Annotated in this window: 19 protein-coding genes, 2 tRNA genes and 1 other RNA gene; 10 read left to right on the top strand and 12 right to left on the bottom strand. The window is 72.1% G+C overall.

Going from position 1 to position 16,746, the window contains the following annotated elements:
- Positions 1-12 precede the first annotated feature (12 nt).
- The 5 genes from ACFOWE_RS02360 to ACFOWE_RS02340 all read right to left on the bottom strand — a co-directional run bounded on the left by ACFOWE_RS02360 (position 13) and on the right by ACFOWE_RS02340 (position 3,934).
- Entirely contained in the window at positions 13-1,083 is a 1,071-nt protein-coding gene (locus ACFOWE_RS02360; protein WP_377285069.1) for an aspartate-semialdehyde dehydrogenase, read from the bottom strand.
- Positions 1,080-2,354, bottom strand: coding sequence for an aspartate kinase (locus ACFOWE_RS02355; RefSeq protein WP_377285068.1), 1,275 nt, complete (start codon positions 2,352-2,354; stop codon positions 1,080-1,082). Before ACFOWE_RS02355 ends, ACFOWE_RS02360 begins: the two co-directional genes overlap by 4 nt.
- Before the next feature lie 90 nt (positions 2,355-2,444).
- A complete protein-coding gene (locus ACFOWE_RS02350; RefSeq protein WP_377285177.1) occupies positions 2,445-2,975 on the bottom strand; it encodes a DUF5063 domain-containing protein in 531 nt (176 codons plus the stop codon).
- A 1-nt stretch (position 2,976) separates the two neighbouring features.
- Complete coding sequence (recR, locus tag ACFOWE_RS02345) at positions 2,977-3,576, bottom strand: recombination mediator RecR (RefSeq protein ID WP_377285067.1); 600 nt, start codon at positions 3,574-3,576, stop codon at positions 2,977-2,979.
- A 4-nt stretch (positions 3,577-3,580) separates the two neighbouring features.
- A complete protein-coding gene (locus ACFOWE_RS02340; protein WP_377285066.1) occupies positions 3,581-3,934 on the bottom strand; it encodes a YbaB/EbfC family nucleoid-associated protein in 354 nt (117 codons plus the stop codon).
- A gap of 322 nt (positions 3,935-4,256) precedes the next feature.
- Here ACFOWE_RS02340 and ACFOWE_RS02335 point away from each other — a divergent pair, with 322 nt between their 5' ends.
- Entirely contained in the window at positions 4,257-5,735 is a 1,479-nt protein-coding gene (locus tag ACFOWE_RS02335) for a helix-turn-helix domain-containing protein (protein ID WP_377285065.1), read from the top strand.
- Positions 5,736-5,750: 15 nt separating this feature from the next.
- Here the strand turns inward: ACFOWE_RS02335 and ACFOWE_RS02330 are convergent, their stop codons facing one another.
- The gene (locus ACFOWE_RS02330) at positions 5,751-8,099 is read right to left on the bottom strand and encodes a DNA polymerase III subunit gamma and tau (RefSeq protein WP_377285064.1); all 2,349 of its coding nucleotides are present in this window, start codon (positions 8,097-8,099) and stop codon (positions 5,751-5,753) included.
- A gap of 30 nt (positions 8,100-8,129) precedes the next feature.
- Positions 8,130-8,228: signal recognition particle sRNA small type (gene ffs, locus ACFOWE_RS02325), an RNA gene on the bottom strand.
- 93 nt (positions 8,229-8,321) lie between these two features.
- On the opposite strand from ffs, the gene ACFOWE_RS02320 reads away from it, so the two are divergent.
- Positions 8,322-8,407, top strand: a tRNA-Ser gene (locus ACFOWE_RS02320).
- A 60-nt stretch (positions 8,408-8,467) separates the two neighbouring features.
- On the opposite strand, the gene ACFOWE_RS02315 is transcribed toward ACFOWE_RS02320, so the two are convergent.
- Positions 8,468-9,133, bottom strand: coding sequence for a DUF6882 domain-containing protein (locus ACFOWE_RS02315; protein WP_377285063.1), 666 nt, complete (start codon positions 9,131-9,133; stop codon positions 8,468-8,470).
- 115 nt (positions 9,134-9,248) lie between these two features.
- Here ACFOWE_RS02315 and ypfJ point away from each other — a divergent pair, with 115 nt between their 5' ends.
- Together ypfJ and ACFOWE_RS02305 are read left to right on the top strand one after the other, a co-directional pair.
- On the top strand, positions 9,249-10,106 hold the full coding sequence (gene ypfJ / locus ACFOWE_RS02310) for a KPN_02809 family neutral zinc metallopeptidase (RefSeq protein ID WP_377285062.1): 858 nt from the start codon (positions 9,249-9,251) through the stop codon (positions 10,104-10,106).
- 71 nt (positions 10,107-10,177) lie between these two features.
- Positions 10,178-10,477, top strand: coding sequence for a type II toxin-antitoxin system VapB family antitoxin (locus tag ACFOWE_RS02305; RefSeq protein WP_377285061.1), 300 nt, complete (start codon positions 10,178-10,180; stop codon positions 10,475-10,477).
- Between the two features lie 109 nt (positions 10,478-10,586).
- Here the strand turns inward: ACFOWE_RS02305 and ACFOWE_RS02300 are convergent.
- The 4 genes from ACFOWE_RS02300 to ACFOWE_RS02285 all read right to left on the bottom strand — a co-directional run bounded on the left by ACFOWE_RS02300 (position 10,587) and on the right by ACFOWE_RS02285 (position 12,199).
- A tRNA-Ser gene (locus ACFOWE_RS02300) sits at positions 10,587-10,673 on the bottom strand.
- A 21-nt stretch (positions 10,674-10,694) separates the two neighbouring features.
- Positions 10,695-11,141: a tRNA adenosine(34) deaminase TadA gene (tadA, locus tag ACFOWE_RS02295; RefSeq protein WP_377285176.1), complete on the bottom strand. Its 447-nt coding sequence runs from the start codon at positions 11,139-11,141 to the stop codon at positions 10,695-10,697.
- Between the two features lie 44 nt (positions 11,142-11,185).
- A complete protein-coding gene (locus tag ACFOWE_RS02290) occupies positions 11,186-11,674 on the bottom strand; it encodes a tRNA adenosine deaminase-associated protein (protein ID WP_377285060.1) in 489 nt (162 codons plus the stop codon).
- A gap of 15 nt (positions 11,675-11,689) precedes the next feature.
- Entirely contained in the window at positions 11,690-12,199 is a 510-nt protein-coding gene (locus ACFOWE_RS02285; RefSeq protein ID WP_377285059.1) for a tRNA adenosine deaminase-associated protein, read from the bottom strand.
- Positions 12,200-12,362: 163 nt separating this feature from the next.
- On the opposite strand from ACFOWE_RS02285, the gene upp reads away from it, so the two are divergent.
- From upp to ACFOWE_RS02255, 6 genes are all read left to right on the top strand, one after another.
- The gene (gene upp / locus ACFOWE_RS02280; RefSeq protein WP_377285058.1) at positions 12,363-13,001 is read left to right on the top strand and encodes a uracil phosphoribosyltransferase; all 639 of its coding nucleotides are present in this window, start codon (positions 12,363-12,365) and stop codon (positions 12,999-13,001) included.
- A gap of 275 nt (positions 13,002-13,276) precedes the next feature.
- Positions 13,277-13,510 carry a hypothetical protein gene (locus tag ACFOWE_RS02275; RefSeq protein ID WP_377285057.1) on the top strand — a complete coding sequence of 78 codons (234 nt, stop codon included), beginning with the start codon at positions 13,277-13,279 and terminating at the stop codon, positions 13,508-13,510.
- 214 nt (positions 13,511-13,724) lie between these two features.
- The gene (locus ACFOWE_RS02270) at positions 13,725-13,883 is read left to right on the top strand and encodes a hypothetical protein (protein ID WP_377285056.1); all 159 of its coding nucleotides are present in this window, start codon (positions 13,725-13,727) and stop codon (positions 13,881-13,883) included.
- Positions 13,880-14,410, top strand: coding sequence for a PH domain-containing protein (locus ACFOWE_RS02265; protein WP_377285055.1), 531 nt, complete (start codon positions 13,880-13,882; stop codon positions 14,408-14,410). Before ACFOWE_RS02270 ends, ACFOWE_RS02265 begins: the two co-directional genes overlap by 4 nt.
- A gap of 132 nt (positions 14,411-14,542) precedes the next feature.
- Positions 14,543-15,892, top strand: coding sequence for a helix-turn-helix domain-containing protein (locus ACFOWE_RS02260; protein ID WP_377285054.1), 1,350 nt, complete (start codon positions 14,543-14,545; stop codon positions 15,890-15,892).
- A 108-nt stretch (positions 15,893-16,000) separates the two neighbouring features.
- Positions 16,001-16,690: a FadR/GntR family transcriptional regulator gene (locus ACFOWE_RS02255; RefSeq protein WP_377285053.1), complete on the top strand. Its 690-nt coding sequence runs from the start codon at positions 16,001-16,003 to the stop codon at positions 16,688-16,690.
- Positions 16,691-16,746: the final 56 nt, after the last annotated feature.

Genomic DNA, 16,746 nt, shown 5'->3' with positions numbered 1-16,746 from the left:
GACGCGGAAGTGCTATCCGGCGAACTCGGCCGCGACCAGCTCGGCGATCTCCGCCGCGTTCAGGGCCGCGCCCTTGCGGAGGTTGTCGCCGCAGACGAACAGGTCGAGCGTGTTCGGGAAGTCGAGCGCCTGGCGGATCCGGCCCACGTAGGTGGGGTCGGTGCCGACCACGTCGGCCGGGGTCGGGAAGACGCCGCCGGCGGGGTCGTCCATGACGACCACGGTCGGGGCGGCCTCCAGGATCCGGTGCGCGTCGGCGACGGTGATCTCACGCTCGAAGGTCGCGTGCACGGCCAGCGAGTGCGTGGTGATCACCGGGACGCGCACGCAGGTCGCCGAGACCTTCAGGTCGCCGATGCCGAGGATCTTGCGGGACTCGTTGCGGAGCTTGAGCTCCTCGGAGGCCCAGCCGCCGTCCTTGAGCGAACCCGCCCACGGCACGACGTTGAACGCCACCGGAGCCGGGAACGGCGACTCGCCGTCGCCCAGCTTGTTCTGGAGCGCCTTGCGCACGTCGCCGGCGGTCTGCCCCACCGTGCGGTCGCCCGCCAGCGCCTCGACCTCGTCGTAGAGCCGGGCCGAACCGGCCACGCCCGCGCCGGAGACCGCCTGGTAGGAGGCGACGACCAGCTCGCGCAGGCCGTACTCGCGGTGGAGCGCGCCCATGGCGGCCATCATCGAGAGCGTGGTGCAGTTCGGGGTGGAGATGATGCCCAGCGGGCGGTTGCGCGCGGCCTCCGGGTTGACCTCGGGCACCACCAGCGGGACCTCGGGGTTCATCCGGAAGGTGCCGGACTTGTCGATGACGACCGCGCCGCGCTCGGCGGCGATCGGCACCCACTCGGCGGAGACCTCGTCCGGGACGTCGAAGATCGCGATGTCCACGCCGTCGAAGACCTCGGGGGCCAGCGCCTGGACGGTCACGTTCTCGCCGCGGACCTCGAGGACCTTCCCGGCGGACCGGGCGGAGGCCACCAGCCGGATCTCCCCGTAGACGTCCTCGCGGGAGGAGATGATGTCGCGCATGACCGTGCCGACGGCTCCGGTCGCGCCGATCAGTGCGAGGGTGGGCTTGCGGCTCATCGTCCGGTACCTCCGTAGACCACTGCTTCAACCTGGTCGGCGTCGAGGTCGAACGCGCGGTGCGCGGCGGTGACGGCCGCGTCCACCTCGTCCAGCCCGACGATCACCGAGATGCGGATCTCCGAGGTGGAGATCATCTCGATGTTCACCCCCGCGTCGGCGAGGGCGGCGAAGAACGTCGCGGTGACGCCGGGGTGCGAGCGCATGCCCGCGCCGACCAGCGAGACCTTGCCGATCTGGTCGTCGAACTGCAGCGACTCGAAGCCGATCCGCTCCTGGACCTTCTTCAGCGCGGTCAGCGCCGCGGAGCCGTCGGTGGCCGGAAGGGTGAAGGAGATGTCCGTCCGGCCGGTCGCCGCCGCCGACACGTTCTGCACGATCATGTCGATGTTGATCTCGGCGTCCGCCAGCGTTTTGAAGATCGTGGCAGCCTCGCCGACCTTGTCGGGCACCCCGACAACGGTGATCTTGGCCTCGCTCCGGTCGTGCGCGACGCCGGAGATGATCGGCTGCTCCATCTCGTTTCCTTCACTGTCGGGGTCGGAGACGACCCACGTGCCTTCCTTGGTGCTGAACGAGCTTCTGACGTGGATCGGCAGGTTGAACCGGCGGGCGTACTCCACGCAGCGCAGGTGCAGGATCTTCGCCCCGCAGGCCGCCAGCTCCATCATCTCGTCGTAGGAGATCCTGGGGATCTTGCGGGCGGCCGGGACGATGCGCGGGTCCGCGGTGAAGACGCCGTCCACGTCGGTGTAGATCTCGCACACGTCGGCGTCCAGGGCGGCGGCCAGCGCGACCGCCGTCGTGTCGGAGCCGCCCCGGCCCAGCGTGGTGATGTCCTTGGTGTTCTGCGAGACGCCCTGGAAGCCCGCCACGATGGCGATCTGGCCCTCGCCGATCGCCTCCTGGATCCGGCCCGGCGTCACGTCGATGATCCGCGCCTTGCCGTGCGTCGAGTCGGTGATGACGCCGGCCTGGGAGCCGGTGAACGAGCGCGCCTCGTAGCCCACGCTGGCGATCGCCATCGCCAGCAGCGCCATCGAGATGCGCTCACCGGAGGTCAGCAGCATGTCGAGCTCGCGCCCCGGCGGGAGCGGGGAGACCTGCTGGGCGAGGTCCAGCAGCTCGTCGGTCGTGTCGCCCATCGCGGAGACGACCACCACGACGTCGTTGCCGGCTTTTTTCGTCGCGACGATCCGCTGCGCGACCCGCTTGATGCCGGCCGCGTCGGCGACGGACGAACCACCGTACTTCTGAACAACGAGCGCCACGAGAAGACTCCGAAGCAATCAGGGCTGTGGAGTCCACAGTCTACTGTCGTGGCACCGAGGTTCTTCTGGTTTAGACCACTATGTGGACGATCATACGGTTGTCCGCTCTTCGGCCACGTCGAGCCGGGTGTGGGCGACGAGCGACTGGAGCGCGCGCATCGCCGCTCCGGCGTGGTTCCCCCAGGTGTTGAAGTAGGAGTACTGCCACCACCACAGCGCCTCCAGCGGCCGTCCCGCCTGGTAGTGCCGCAGGCCGTGGATCAGGTCGGCCGCCACCGCCGCCAGGTCGTCCGAGAGCCGGTACGGCGTGACCGCGGTGTCCTTGTAGGGGTCGAAGACCTCGGCGTAGTCGTCCACCGGGCCCAGCCGCTCGGCCAGCGCCGTACGGAGCGGGTCGACGTCCGGGTCCTCGCTCAGGTGCGGCTCCCAGTTCTCGCTCAGGATCACGTCCTGGCTCGCGCCGAGCTGCGCGCCGGCCGAGCTGACCTGGGCGACCTCGACCAGCAGCAGCGGCAGGATGGCGTCCCCGCCCTCCCCGCCGGCCAGCCGGGTCAGTCCGTCGAGGTAGTTCTGCGCGTGGACCGCGATCCGGTCCGCGACCGCACCCCACTCGCCGGTCATCTCAGACATCCAGCAGCCTCCGTCCTTCGAAAGCGCGGCCCAGAGTGACCTCGTCGGCGTACTCGAGGTCACCGCCCACAGGCAGACCGCTGGCCAGTCGTGTCACCTTCAGACCCATCGGCTTGACCAGACGGGCGAGATACGTCGCCGTCGCCTCCCCCTCCAGGTTGGGGTCGGTGGCGATGATCAGCTCGGTCACCCGGCCGTCGGCCAGGCGCGTCATGAGCTCCCGGATGCGCAGGTCGTCGGGGCCGACGCCGTCGATCGGGCTGATCGCCCCGCCCAGCACGTGGTAGCGGCCGCGGAACTCCCGGGTCTTCTCGATCGCGACGACGTCCTTGGACTCCTCGACGACGCAGATCACATGGGGGTCGCGCCGGCTGTCACGGCAGATCCGGCACTCCTCCTCGGCCGCCACGTTCCCGCAGACCCGGCAGAAGCGGACCTTCTCCTTGACCTCCAGCAGCGCGTGCGCCAGCCGTTTGACGTCGGCCGGATCCGCGGCCAGGAGATGGAACGCGATCCGCTGCGCGCTCTTGGGACCGACGCCCGGCAGCATGCCCAGCTCGTCGATCAGGTTCTGGACGACCCCCTCGTACATGGGATCAGAACCCGGGCAGCTGACCGAGCCCGCCGCCGCCGCCCAGCCCCTGGGCGAGCGGGCCGAGCTTCTCCTGCTGCAGGTCGCCGGCCGCGCGGACCGCGTCCCGGATCGCCGCGATCACCAGGTCGGCGATGGTGTCCGCGGTCTCCTGCGGGTCGCCGGGGTCCACGGCCTCCGGGCTGATCTTCAGTTCCAGCAGCTCGCCTCCGCCGTTGACCGTGGCCACGACCAGACCGCCGCCCGCCGAGCCCTCGACCTCCGCGTCGTTCAGCTCCTGCTGGGCGCTCACGAGCTGCTGCTGCATGAGCTGTGCCTGCTCCAGTATCTGCTGGAGGTTGACATCCCCTGGGTTCACCGTCGTGCGCTCCTCGTCCATGACACCAGTCGTCACGAGCCTACGGGGTAGGAGCCGTGCAGTGCACCGGCGCCCGCACGTGTTCCCCCAACGCACGCGGTAAACCTGGTCGGGTCCCGGCCCCCCTCCAGACGCCCGGGACCCGACGCACACCGCGCAGGCGGCGCCCGCCGCGGTGTGCGATGCGAACGTAACGGAGCGCGGGTTGCACACGCGTTGCGCCCAGTTGATCACTCTTCGCGCACGGTTTCCCCGAACCGCTTGCACGGCTCCGGCATCACGGCGATGCTTCGGCCAACGGATCGACGCATGGGGGTGGCACATGGTCGGCGGCCATCTGGGCTCCGCCCCGGTCCCGGGCCTGGACGCCTACTCGGCGCGGCTGCGCCGCCTGCACGAGACGACGCCGGTCGGCGACCTGCCGGCGAGCGACGTCCCCCGCCGCCTGATCTCCGCCTCCTGGCGCCGCTCCCTCGCCGCGGGCGTCGACCCGGACGCCGCCGGAGCCCCCGCCGCCCTCGCACGCGAGGAGCTCCGCGACGCCAGGTCCGCGCACCCGCTGGCCGCGCTCCTGCCGCTGATCACCGGCACGCTCCTGGAGACGGCCGCCGAGATCGGATGCGTGCTGCTCGTCACCGACGCGCAGGGTCGCGTGCTCTGGCGGGACGGCGACCACCGGACGATGACGCGGGCCGACGCGGTCGGCCTGGCCGACGGCTTCCACTGGAGCGAGGAGACCGTCGGCACCAACGGCATCGGCACCGCCCTGGCGGTCCACCGCCCCGTCCACGTCCGCGCGGCCGAGCACCTGCTCCGGGTGCTGCACTCCTGGTCCTGCGCCTCGGCGCCGGTCGTCGACCCCGACGGCGGCGCCCTCCTCGGCTGCGTCGACGTCAGCGGCGTCGCCGACGGCCTGCACCCGGCGGCCGTCGCGCTCGTCGAGGCCACCGCCCGGCTGGCCGAGAGCCGGCTCGCCCTGCGCATGCACGAGGACGACGAGCGGTTCCGGGCCCGCCACGAGAGCCTCCTGCGGGCGCTGCGCGGCGAACCGGGCGCCCTGGTCACCGGGACCGGGCGGGTCCTCGGGCCGGAGCGGGCCCGGCAGTGGGGGGAGCGGATCGACCTGCCCGCCTCCGGTGACGAGGTGACGCTGGCGGACGGGCGCACGGGTGTGCTCGAGCCCCTGGACGGCGGTTTCCTGCTCCGCGTCCCCGGCCGCAGGCGCACCCCCCTGCTCACCCTGTCGTTCCTCGGCGCCGAGCATCCCTCGGCCCGGATCGACGGCGTCCGCGTGCCGCTCTCCCTCCGGCACGCCGAGATCCTCGCCCTCCTCGTCCTGAACCCCAAGGGCCTGACCGCCGACCGGCTCTCCTTCCAGCTGTACGGGGACGAGGGCAACCCGGTGACGATCCGGGCCGAGATCCACCGCCTCCGCACCCAGCTCGGACCGGTCGTCGCCGCCAAGCCGTACCGGCTGAAGTGCCCGGTGGAGGCCGACTTCGTCGCCGTCAAGCACCTGCTGGTCGCCGAGGACGCCGCCCCGGTCGCCCGGGCCTACACCGGCCCGCTCCTGCCCCGCTCCGAGTCCCCCGCCGTCCGCGCCGAGCGCGAGGAGCTGGAGGGCCAGGTCCGGGCGCGGATCCTCCGCCGGGGCGGCCCGGAGGACCTGTGGGCCTACGCCGGGACCGAGCACGGCAGGAACGACGTCCACGTCCTGCAGCGCCTGGCCGCGGCGCTCCTGCCCGACGACCCCCGCGCGGTCACCGCCCGGATCCGCCTGGCCGCCCTCGGCCGCGCCTGACCGGAACGGCCGCCGTCAGCTGTGGTCGATCTCCTCGATGATCTGCCCGCCGAGCTCGCGCTGGATGAGCGCCATGCCCGTGAGCGCGTCGACGTCGGCGTCGGCGTCGTTCAGCGGGTCGACCTCGTCGGCCTCGGAGGCGGACCCGCGCCCCGGCACCGCGTCCGGCCAGCCCGGCGCGCCCCCGGAGGACCGGCCGCCCGCGCGGGCGGCGGGACCGCCGTTCTGGGCCGCGGCGCGGGCCGCCGAGCGCGCGGCGGCGAGGCCCGGACCCGGAGGCGTCCCGGTGTCCTCCGGCAGGGGCGCGTCCGGCCAGGACTCGTCCGTGGCCGTCGCCTCCGGGCGGTCGGGAGTCGCGGCCGGGGCCGGAACGGCCCGCTCCACCGGGACGCTCTGCGCCTGCGGGGGCACGGCCACCGGGGCGGACGGCGCCGGCGGGGCGGCCTGGGGCTGCGGCGGAACGGAGGAGTTCGGCGGGGCCGGCGGGTGATTGCCCCCGAACGGCGCGGCCCCCCCGCCGCCGCCGACGACCGCCTCGACCTTCCAGGAACCGCCGAGCACGTCCTGCAGGGCCGCCGCGACGACCGCGTCCTTGGCTCCGCCGACGAAGCTCTTCATCGCGCCGACCTGGAAGAAGCCGAGCGTCACGATGTTGCCCTCGACGCCGACGAGACGGGCGTTCGCCGAGACCTGCGACCAGGCGACCTTGCTGTGCTGCTTCACCCGCTCCAGGATCTGCGGCCACGCCTGCTGGACGGCCGCCGTCTCGGATCCGACGACCGGACCGCCGGGGGGCGGCGCGCCCGCCGGCGCGGGCCGGGACTGCGGCTGGTCCTGGGACCGGCCCTGGGACCGGCCCTGGGACGCGCCCGCACTGCCCGGTCTGACGGCGGCGGGCCAGTCGTCGGCGGCCGGGGGAGCCGGCGCGGCCGGGCCCGCGGAGCCCGCCGGAGCCTGGGGAGCCGCCGCCGGGGGAGCCTGGGGAGCCTGGGGAGCGGGAGCCGTACCGGCCTGCGCGGGCGCCGCCGGACCGGGCTGCGGCCCGGCGGACGGCACGACGGACGGCGCAGCGGCCCCCTGCGGCCCGGGCGCGGCGGACGGCACAGCGGGAGCGGACGGCACAGCGGGAGCGGGTGGCGCGCCGTGACCGGGAACGGGTGAGGGGGCGTGACCGGGAACGGGCGCGGGGGCCGCGTACCCCGCGGGGACGCCGCCCCGCTCCAGCCGCTCCAGCCGGGCCAGCAGCGCCGCCTCGTCCTGCGCCACCCCGGGCAGCAGCACCCGGGCGCACATCAGCTCCAGCAGCAACCGGGGCGAGGTCGCCCCGCGCATCTCGGTCAGCCCCGCGTTGAAGACCTCCGCGGCCCGCGTCAGGTCGGCCGGCCCCATCGAGGCCGCCTGCTCGCGGAGCCGCTCCAGCTCGTCACCGGGCCGGTCGAGCAGGCCGCTGCCCGCCGCGTCCGGCACGTTGGCCAGGACCACGAGGTCACGGAAGCGCTCCAGCAGGTCCATGGCGAACCGGCGGGGGTCGTGGCCGCCCTCGATCACCTGGTTCACCGCCTGGAAGACCCGCGCGCCGTCCCGCGCCGCGAAAGCGGCGACCATCTCGTCGAGCAGGCCGCCGTCGGTGTAGCCGAGCAGGGAGACCGCCCGCGCGTAGGTGATGCCGTTCTCGTCCGACCCGGCGTACAGCTGGTCGAGGATCGACAGGGAGTCCCGGGCCGAGCCTGCGCCCGCCCGCACGACCAGCGGGAGCGCGGCGGGCTCGAACGGCACGCCCTCGGCGGTGAGGATCTCCTCCATGAGCCCGCGCAGTGCCGCGGGCGGGATCAGCCGGAACGGGTAGTGGTGGGTCCGGGACTTGATCGTCCCGATGACCTTCTCGGGCTCCGTGGTGGCGAAGACGAACTTCAGGTGGGGCGGGGGCTCCTCGACGAGCTTGAGCAGCGCGTTGAAACCCTCGCGGGTCACCATGTGCGCCTCGTCGATGATGTAGATCTTGTAGCGCGCCGAGACCGGCGCGAAGAAGGCCCGCTCCCGCAGGTCGCGGGCGTCGTCCACACCGCCGTGCGAGGCCGCGTCGATCTCGATGACGTCGAGGTGGCCGGGGCCGGTGGGGGCGAGCGCCACGCAGGAGTCGCACTCGCCGCACGGGTCCGGGGTCGGCCCCTTCTCGCAGTTGAGCGAGCGGGCCAGGATCCGGGCGCTGGAGGTCTTGCCGCATCCCCGGGGCCCGCTGAACAGGTAGGCGTGGTTGATCCGCCCGCTCCGCAGCGCCTGCCGCAGCGGCTCCGTGACGTGCTCCTGCCCTTTGACCTCGGCGAAGGTCCCGGGGCGGTACTTGCGGTAGAGCGCCAGACTCATCAAGGAGCTCCCGCCTGCGAGGGGTCCTGCAACGAAGGAACCCCTCGCACACCCGCCAGAGCCCGCTTATCCTTGCTGCCTTCCGGCCCTGGGGAGGTTCACAGGATGACGCCGCGCGAGGGGTCCGCCCACAGTCTATCCCCCCGCGGCGGTACTCGGGCCCGTGAATGTCGCACCGTTATGCGGTCACAACACCGCCGGAAGTCCGCTAAGCTTTCCGGCGGAGGATTCGCCTAGTTGGCCTAGGGCGCACGATTGGAAATCGTGTTGGGGGCAACCCCTCAGGAGTTCAAATCTCCTATCCTCCGCCGGCACAGAGGGGCCGGGCCGCTGGTGCGGCCCGGCCCCTCTGTCGTTCCCGGCCCGGGTCAGGCGGGGGAGACCTGGGCGGTCATGTCGGTGATCCGGCCGTGCCCGTCCAGCACGACGCGCAGGTGCATGCCGTCGGCCCGCCGGGCCTCCAGCCCCTCCGGCGTGCCGGTGACCTCGAACCCCTGCTGGGGCAGGAAGCCCTCGACGAGGACGCGGTGGTCCACGGGATAGGTCTCGATGACCTGTCCCAGGACACGCAGGACCCGCTCCGGGGCCGCCGGCGCGCTCACCTGAGGCGGGGCGTCCTCGACGAGGAAGAACAGGGCCCCGCCCTCGTACGGCCCGCGGTAGTAGCAGCGGCCGGTCAGCGCACCGGCCAGCATCGCGAGCAGGTGGCCGTCGACCTCGCCGAGGCCCATGCCCGGCTCGGTCAGCTCCGCGAGGCCGTACCGGGCTCCGTAGTCGCGCAGCCAGAGCGCGGCCCGCAGCACCTCGTCCGGCAGGCCGCTGCCGCTGTTGGCCCAGGCCCACAGCCAGGTCCGGTCGCGGTGGCTCTCCGTGCCCAGCAGCTGGATCGGGAAGGTCAGCCCGCCTCCGAAGGTGACCGTGCCCGAGGGGATGTCCACCTGCCAGGCCAGCTCACCGGTCAGGTCGGCGAAGGCGAGCTGCCGGGCGAACGCCGAGGCCAGCCCGGGAGTCAGGTGAGAGTAGATGTCGCTCATCGGGGCACCGTACCGGCGGACGGTGACAGATCGTCTGCGACCGCCCCGGCCCTGGCATACCGCGCCGCTTCCCGGGCAGTGGAGTGCCCCAAGCGGATCAGAAGGGACGCCGGCGATGGATTTCAAGGACGACGTCCAGCTGGACAGCTCGCAGGTGCAGAGCGGTGGCCGGGGACGGATCCCCGGCGGCGGGCTCGCGATCGGCGGTGGCGCGGCCGGGATCATCGCGCTCATCGCGGCGCTGGTGTTCGGGGTGGACATCGGCGGCATCACCGGCGGGGGACGGCCCGCCCCGGTCGAGTCCGGCTCGGACCTGGCCGCCCAGTGCCGGACGGGCGAGGACGCCGACCAGAACGAGGAGTGCCGGGTCGTCGGCGTGGTCAACAGCATCCAGGAGTACTGGTCCACGGCCGCGAACGGCTACCAGGAGGCCAAGACCGTGCTCTTCTCCGGCGCGGTGGACACCGCGTGCGGCGCCGCCGACTCCTCCGTCGGGCCGTTCTACTGCCCCGCCGACCAGCGGGTCTACCTCGACCTGAGCTTCTTCGACCAGTTGCAGAGCAGATTCGGCGCCCAGGGCGGGCCGTTCGCCCAGGCGTACGTGATCGGGCACGAGTACGGCCACCACGTGCAGAACCTCACCGGCGTCCTCGGCCGCTCGCAAGGTGACCGTCAGGGGCCTCAGAGCGGCGCGGTCCGGGTGGAGCTGCAGGCGGACTGCTACGCGGGAGCCTGGGCGAAGAACGCCTACGAGACCGGCCTGTTCGAGAAGCCCTTCAGCCAGGCCGACATCGAGCAGGCGCTGAGCGCCGCGGCGGCGGTGGGCGACGACAGCATCCAGCAGCGCACCCAGGGCCGGGTCGACCCGGAGGGCTTCACCCACGGAACCTCGGCGCAGCGTGTCAAGTGGTTCACCACCGGTTACGAGAGCGGTGACCCGGGACGCTGCGACACCTTCTCCGGGGACATCTGAGCAGGCCGGTCGGGAGCGGTCTGGACGGATCGCGAGGGCAAACGACCGGATTGTCTCTTAAACTACGTGGGGTGATCTTCAAGCAGGTCGGCGATGGACGGCCCTACCCCGAACACGGCCTCTCGAATCGCGAGTGGGCGCAGATACCGCCGCGGCAGGTCCGGCTCGACACCCTGATCACCACGAAAGCGGTGCTCGACCTGCACTCCCTGCTCGCCAAGGACTCCACGTTCTACGGAGACCTGTTCCCGCACGTGGTGCAGTGGCGCGGCGAGCTCTATCTGGAGGACGGCCTGCACCGGGCCCTGCGCTCGGCGCTGCACCAGCGCCCGGTCCTGCACGCCCGGGTCCTGGAACTGCCGGACGCCTGAGTCGCGTCCCTGCGGGAGGGACCGCCGCCGGGAAAGATCGCTGCCGGGAGGGACCGCCGCGGAGAACGGAAGAAGGGCCCCCGGTCTCCGGGAGCCCTTCTTCGCACGGCGGTGGTGGTGGGATTTGAACCCACGGATGAGTTGCCCCATCACACGCTTTCGAGGCGTGCGCCCTCGGCCACTAGGCGACACCACCGCCGAGCAGCTTACCGGATAATCATCGTTGCTCGCGCGGACGGCGGGCGGTGAAGAAGGCCGTGAGCACCCCGGCGCACTCGGCCTCGAGCACGCCGGCCAGGACCTCGGGGCGGTGGTTGAGCCGGCGGTCCCGGACCACGTCCCAGAGCGAGCCCGCCGCGCCCGCCTTGGCGTCCGCCGCGCCGTAGACGACGCGGTCCACCCGGGCCAGCACCGCCGCCCCCGCGCACATCGTGCAGGGCTCCAGCGTGACCACGAGGGTGCAGCCGGTCAGCCGCCACCCGCCCCGCGCCCGCGCCGCCCCGCGCAGGGCCAGCACCTCGGCGTGCGCGGTCGGGTCGGCCAGGGACTCGCGGTCGTTGCCCGCCCGGGCCAGCACCTCCCCGCCGGGACCGAGGACGACCGCGCCGACCGGCACCTCACCGCGCCCGGCCGCGTCCGCGGCCTGCGCCAGGGCCAGCCGCATCGCGGGGCCGTACTCCGCCTCAGGGCCCGCCGCGCCCGCGACCGTCACCGGAGCCGGTCGAGCTCGTCGGCGAAGGAGAGCCGCTCGGCGATCACCGAGAGCGTGTCCGCCGGGAGCGCGCCCTCCTCCATGCTGAGCTCGATGAGCTCCTCGGGGGTCATGCCCAGGTCGCGCAGGAGCTCGAAGTCGCCCGCCGGCCGTACCCCCACCTCGGGCGTCTCGCGCTCCGGCGCGACCCCGGCCAGCTCGCCGAAGAGCTCACCGAGCACGTCGCCGCGCACGGCCGCGTCGGACAGGAACGCGCGGGGTTCGGCGTCCCCCTGGTAGCGGACGATCCCGAACCACTCGTCCTCCACCTCGACGCAGAGCAGGGCCAGCTCGTCGCCGTCGAGACCGAGGCCCTCCTGGACGGCGTCACCGAGGTCGTCGACGATCTCGGCATCCGTGAGGTCGACCTCGGTCCCTCTCCAGCCGTCCGCGGTGCGGACGAACGCTGCCGAGAAAACACTGCTGCCGGAGGGTCTGGAGGCCATGGAGATCTCCCGGGCTCAGCCGAACATGGAGTCGATGGCGCGTTCGAACGGCTCGGAGAACCCCAGCCGCGCGGCGATGCTGGACAGCACGTCCTCGGGGAGCAGGTCGATGTCCCCGGAGAGGATGCCGAGCTCCATCTCGTCGAGCCCGAGGTCGGCGAAGATGGACAGGTCTCCCGCGGGGAGCACCGCCTCCTCGTCCTGCAGGATCGCCTCGAGCTCGTCCTCGTCGGGCACCGGCACGTCGAGATAGTCCAGCACCTGCTGCGCGAGCGGGAAGTCCAACGACGCGGCGATGTCGGAGAGGAAGACCTCCACCCGCTCGCCGAACACCCGTAGCGCCACGAAGAACTCATCCCCCACGGCGACCAGGCCAATCGTGCCGCTGATGCTCGGCTGCTGGCACAGCGCCTGGATCAGGCCGTGCAGATCGGAGGTGAGCGCCACGGGAAGCATCTCCGCCTCCCAGCGGTCATCTTCGCGATAGACCACGATGGCGAAGTCGAGCGCATCTTCGTCTGTCATCGTCATCCCCACCGAGCGACCTGTACGGACGTCAATGCTTTCAGAAGTGGGGCACCACCGTACGCCACTCCGGTCAAATCGTGATCAAAATCCCCGCATACAACGCGTGTCACACCTCATCCCGTTATCCACCCGGTGTCCGTCCGGGATACCGTGGACGTCCATGGAGACCCTGGTCATCGACCACCCGCTGGTGGCTCACAAGCTGACCGTCCTGCGGGACGCGCGGACGGACTCGCCGACCTTCCGGCGCCTCGCCGACGAGCTCGTCACGTTGCTCGCCTACGAGGCCACCCGGCACGTCCGGGTCAGTGAGGTCACCGTGGAGACCCCCGTCGCGCCCGCCACGGGCGTGCGGCTGGCGCACCCGCACCCGCTGGTGGTCCCGATCCTCCGCGCCGGCCTCGGCATGCTGGACGGGATGATGCGGCTGCTGCCGACGGCCGAGGTCGGCTTCCTCGGGATGATCCGCGACGAGTCGACGCTCCAGGCCCAGACCTACGCCACCCGCCTGCCCGAGGACCTGTCGGGCCGCCAGGTCTACGTGGTCGACCCGATGCTGGCCACCGGCGGCACCCTGGCCGCGGCGATCGACTTCCTGTTCGAGCGCGGCGCCGACGACGTGACCGCGATCTGCCTCCTGGCCGCCCCCGAGGGGGTCGCGTACATGGACAAGGCCTTCGCCGGGAGCGGCAAGCCGATCCGCGTGGTGACCGCGGCCCTGGACGAGCGGCTGAACGAGCACGGCTACATCGTGCCCGGCCTGGGCGACGCCGGGGACCGCCTCTACGGCGTCGTCTGACCACGTCCTCGTCCGACCATCCGGCCCCGTGCCCCAGGACCGCCGGACGCCCGCCCGCCGGACGCCTGTCCGTCGGACACCGGACCGCCGGCCACCGGCCCGGCGGCTCCGTCCGTGACGCGACCCGGCTCTCCGCTCACGCCCGCTCCTCCCCAGGAGGTGTCCACCACCACCTTCGTTACCGAGTGTGGTTACATGGGTACGGAGTGTCACAGTAGGCATCTCCTCGGCACGCCGGTCCGCGGCCGACCGCGGACACACACCTGGGAGAGACGGTGGACGAGCGAACCATCCCGGTCCCCGAACCGGACCCCTACGCGGACCTCAGCGCCGCGCTGCGGGAGGAGTTCGCCGCGGTCCACTCCCCGGCCACGGTGACCCGCTGCGTCGACGCGGCCCGCTACGGCGCGCTGGAGGTCACCGGTCACGCCCATCCCTGGCTGGTGGAGCGGATCGCCCGCAGACACCTCCAGGTCCTGGCGACGGCCGCGAGCGGGCAGGAGCGGTAGCCGGCCCCGGCCGGGGCCGGAAGACCGCCCCCGGTCCGCGGGGGACCGGGGGACCGGAGGAGATCCGGGAAGGTGCCGAGAAGGACACAGGAGGGACGCCGGGAGGATTTCGCCGAACGCGCGGGACCCAATCGGCCCACCACGCTTTACCGAACGTAAGGCGTGGGTAATGTAGACGTCGGGTGCAGTGGGTGAGTGGTAACGGGAGGCTCGAGTGCAGGCCAAGAAGGTTCTGAAATGGAGCGCCATCATCTTCGTGGTGTTCTTCCTGTTCACCCGGCCGGATGACGCGGCCCACACCGTCAGAGGAGCCATCGACTCGATGTTCACCGCGGCCGACTCCCTGGCCCAGTTCGTCTCCCATCTCTCATGAGACTGGTGACCCACGGGGACTCCACCCCGGCGTCGGTCAACCGCTACCTGCTCCCCCACGAACACCAGGTCATCATGGTGCGGCGTCACCCGGCCGTGCTGCTCCGCCCCGTCGCCGAGGTCTTCGGCGGCCTGATCCTCGCCGGGCTGCTCAGCAAGTGGCTCGGCGACCAGGACGCCGGCGGCGGCCTCGTCGTCGTCTGGTGGGCATGGCTGCTGCTGCTCATCCGCTTCGTATGGAAGGTGGCGGAGTGGTCGGTCGACTACTTCGTCGTGACCTCCAAGCGCATGCTGCTCACCACGGGCCTGATCACCCGCCGGGTGGCGATGATGCCGCTCAGCAAGGTGACCGACATGAGCTTCCAGCGCTCCCTGCTCGGGCGGATGCTGGGATACGGCGAGTTCATCCTCGAGTCGGCCGGTCAGGACCAGGCACTCTCGACGGTCCCCTACATCCCCTATCCGGAGACCCTTTACCTCGAGGTCTGTCAAATGCTCTTCCCGGGCGGCAATGATTCGGATGATTAATACCCCGATGTCCACTGTGGCGTAGAAGCGCGGAAAGAGTTTGACCCGGGATCCTGTCTAGGGGTTACCCGATTCGGCTGAATCATGCAATCATGGCGGGAACATTGACCGTCCCCCGCCCTGAGAGATCAGATGCCGAGTCAGGGAACCATCGGTGACCGCGTCCGCGGACTGCGGTTGAGCAGGCGCATGTCCCAGGCCCAGTTGGCCGGACCGGACCTTTCCGACAGTTACGTCTCCCTCATCGAGTCCGGCAAGCGCACGCCCACCCCCGTGGTCGCGCGCCTCCTCGCCGAACGGCTGGGCTGCACCACCGAGTTCCTCCTCCACGGCGTCGAGCCGCGTCAGCGCATCGACACCGAGCTCGGTCTGCGCCACGCGGAGCTGGAGCTCTGCCACGGTGACGCCGCCGCCGCCGTGGAACGTTTCACGGAGATCGTCAAGGCCGCCGGCGACGAGAACGCCATCCTGGGCGCCCTCGCCCGGTTCGGCCGGGCGCGGGCCCTCGCGGCCCAGGGCCGGACCGACCTCGCCGTCGAGGCGTTCGAGCAGCTCCGCCGTGAGGCCGCCGCCCACCCCGAGCGCCTGGCGGACCTGCCCCTGACGATCGCCCTCAGCAGGTGCTACCTGCGCGCCGGCGACACCCTGCGCGCCTACGACCTGGCGACCGAGGCCCTGACCCTGATGGAGCGCCTGGGCCTGACCCAGGGAGAGCTCGCCGCCGACCTGGCCTCCGCCCTGCTGGAGAGCGGCACCCCGCGCAGGGCCGACTCCCGGGCCCTCGCCTACGTCCGGCAGGTCGTCCAGACCTGCGGTGTACCCGCGGCGGTCAACCGGGAGGCGGAGATCCACGCCCTCTGGCAGGCGAGCGTGGCAGCGGCCGGCGGAGAGGACTCGGCGCTGGCCGTACGGCTCGCCGACGACGCGATCGCGACCGGCCACCCGGCCCGGACGGCGGTCCGGCTGGCCAGGGTCGCGATGGAGTGGGCCCACCTGACGGTCCTCCTCGGCGAGGCCTCCGGCGAGGCCGAGCGGCTCGCGACCGCGGCGGGCGAGGTCTTCGCGTCCTTCCCCAGCCACGTCAACGAGCACGCCGAGAGCCTGATCGTGCTCGCCCGGATCCGGCTGGGCAACGGCGACCCGGAGGGTGCCTCCCGCCTGGCCGGCACGGTCCTCGACCTGCTCGGTGAGCACGCGGGCGCCATCGGGTCCACCGCTCTCCTGGTCCGCGCCGAGATCGAGCTGGCCCGCGGCGGCGAGGCCCTGACCGTCCTGCGGAGCGCCCAGGCGCTGCTGGAGAGTCCCCGGGCCGCCTACGGGCCCGACCGGGAGTCCGCCCGGGTCTGGCGCCACCTCGGAGACCTGTACGGGCAGGCCGGTGCGCGCGAGGAGCAGACGGGCGCGTATCGTAAGGCCCTCGAGGCCATCGGTGTGCGCGGCGCGCTGGTGGGCATGGCGGTCGACTCGGCTCTGGCGCGGTAAGACTTCTCTTCCCTTCCAGGGTTCAGATTTGGATTTGTGCCTCCGGAATAATTAGGGTCGATCAGTCATTGACTCATAGGATGATTGGTTCCCCATAGGAGGCGGACTGTGAGTCTGCGTACGGCGCACCGAGCGTCGCTCGTCGACCAGGTGATCGATCAGCTCAAGGAGCAGATCACGTCGAACTCCTGGCCGATGAACGCGAAGATCCCGACTGAGACGGTGCTCGCCGAGCAGCTCGGGGTCGGACGCAACACCGTGCGGGAAGCCGTCCGGGCGCTGACCCACGCGGGCCTGCTGGAGTGCCGTCAGGGTGACGGCACCTACGTCCGCGCCACGAGCGAGCTGTCCGGCGCCATGCTGCGCCGGCTGCGCGCCGCCGAGCAGCTGGAGATCTTCGAGGTGCGGCGTGCGCTGGAGGTGGAGGCGGCCCGGCTGGCCGCCACCCGGCGCACCGAGGACGACATCACCCGCATCGACGCCGCCCTGGCCGCGCGGGAGCATGCCTGGGAGGCCGGGGAGCCCGACGGGTTCGTCGAGGCCGACCTCGCCTTCCACATGGCGGTCGTCGAGGCCACCCACAACGGTGTCCTGATCGATCTCTACCAGGACTTCTCGGCCGCCCTGCGGGCCAGCATCAAGGCCGCGGGAACCTCGATCAACAGCAGCTACATCCCGCACGACGCGATCGCCCGCGCCATCGCCGCCGGTGACGCGGCCGCGGCCGAGCGTGCCGGCCACGCGTGCATGGAGCACATCCTGATCGCGCTCACCGACTCCCAGGACGTCTCCGCCTGACCCTTGCGGGCGGTCCTCCACCGGCCGCCCGGAAGGGTCAGGCGGACGAGCGCGGA

The sequence above is a fragment of the Planomonospora corallina genome (assembly GCF_042650625.1).
In the GTDB taxonomy this organism is placed as follows: Bacteria; Actinomycetota; Actinomycetes; order Streptosporangiales; family Streptosporangiaceae; genus Planomonospora_B; species Planomonospora_B corallina.
This window is presented reverse-complemented; position numbering and strand designations above follow the sequence as displayed.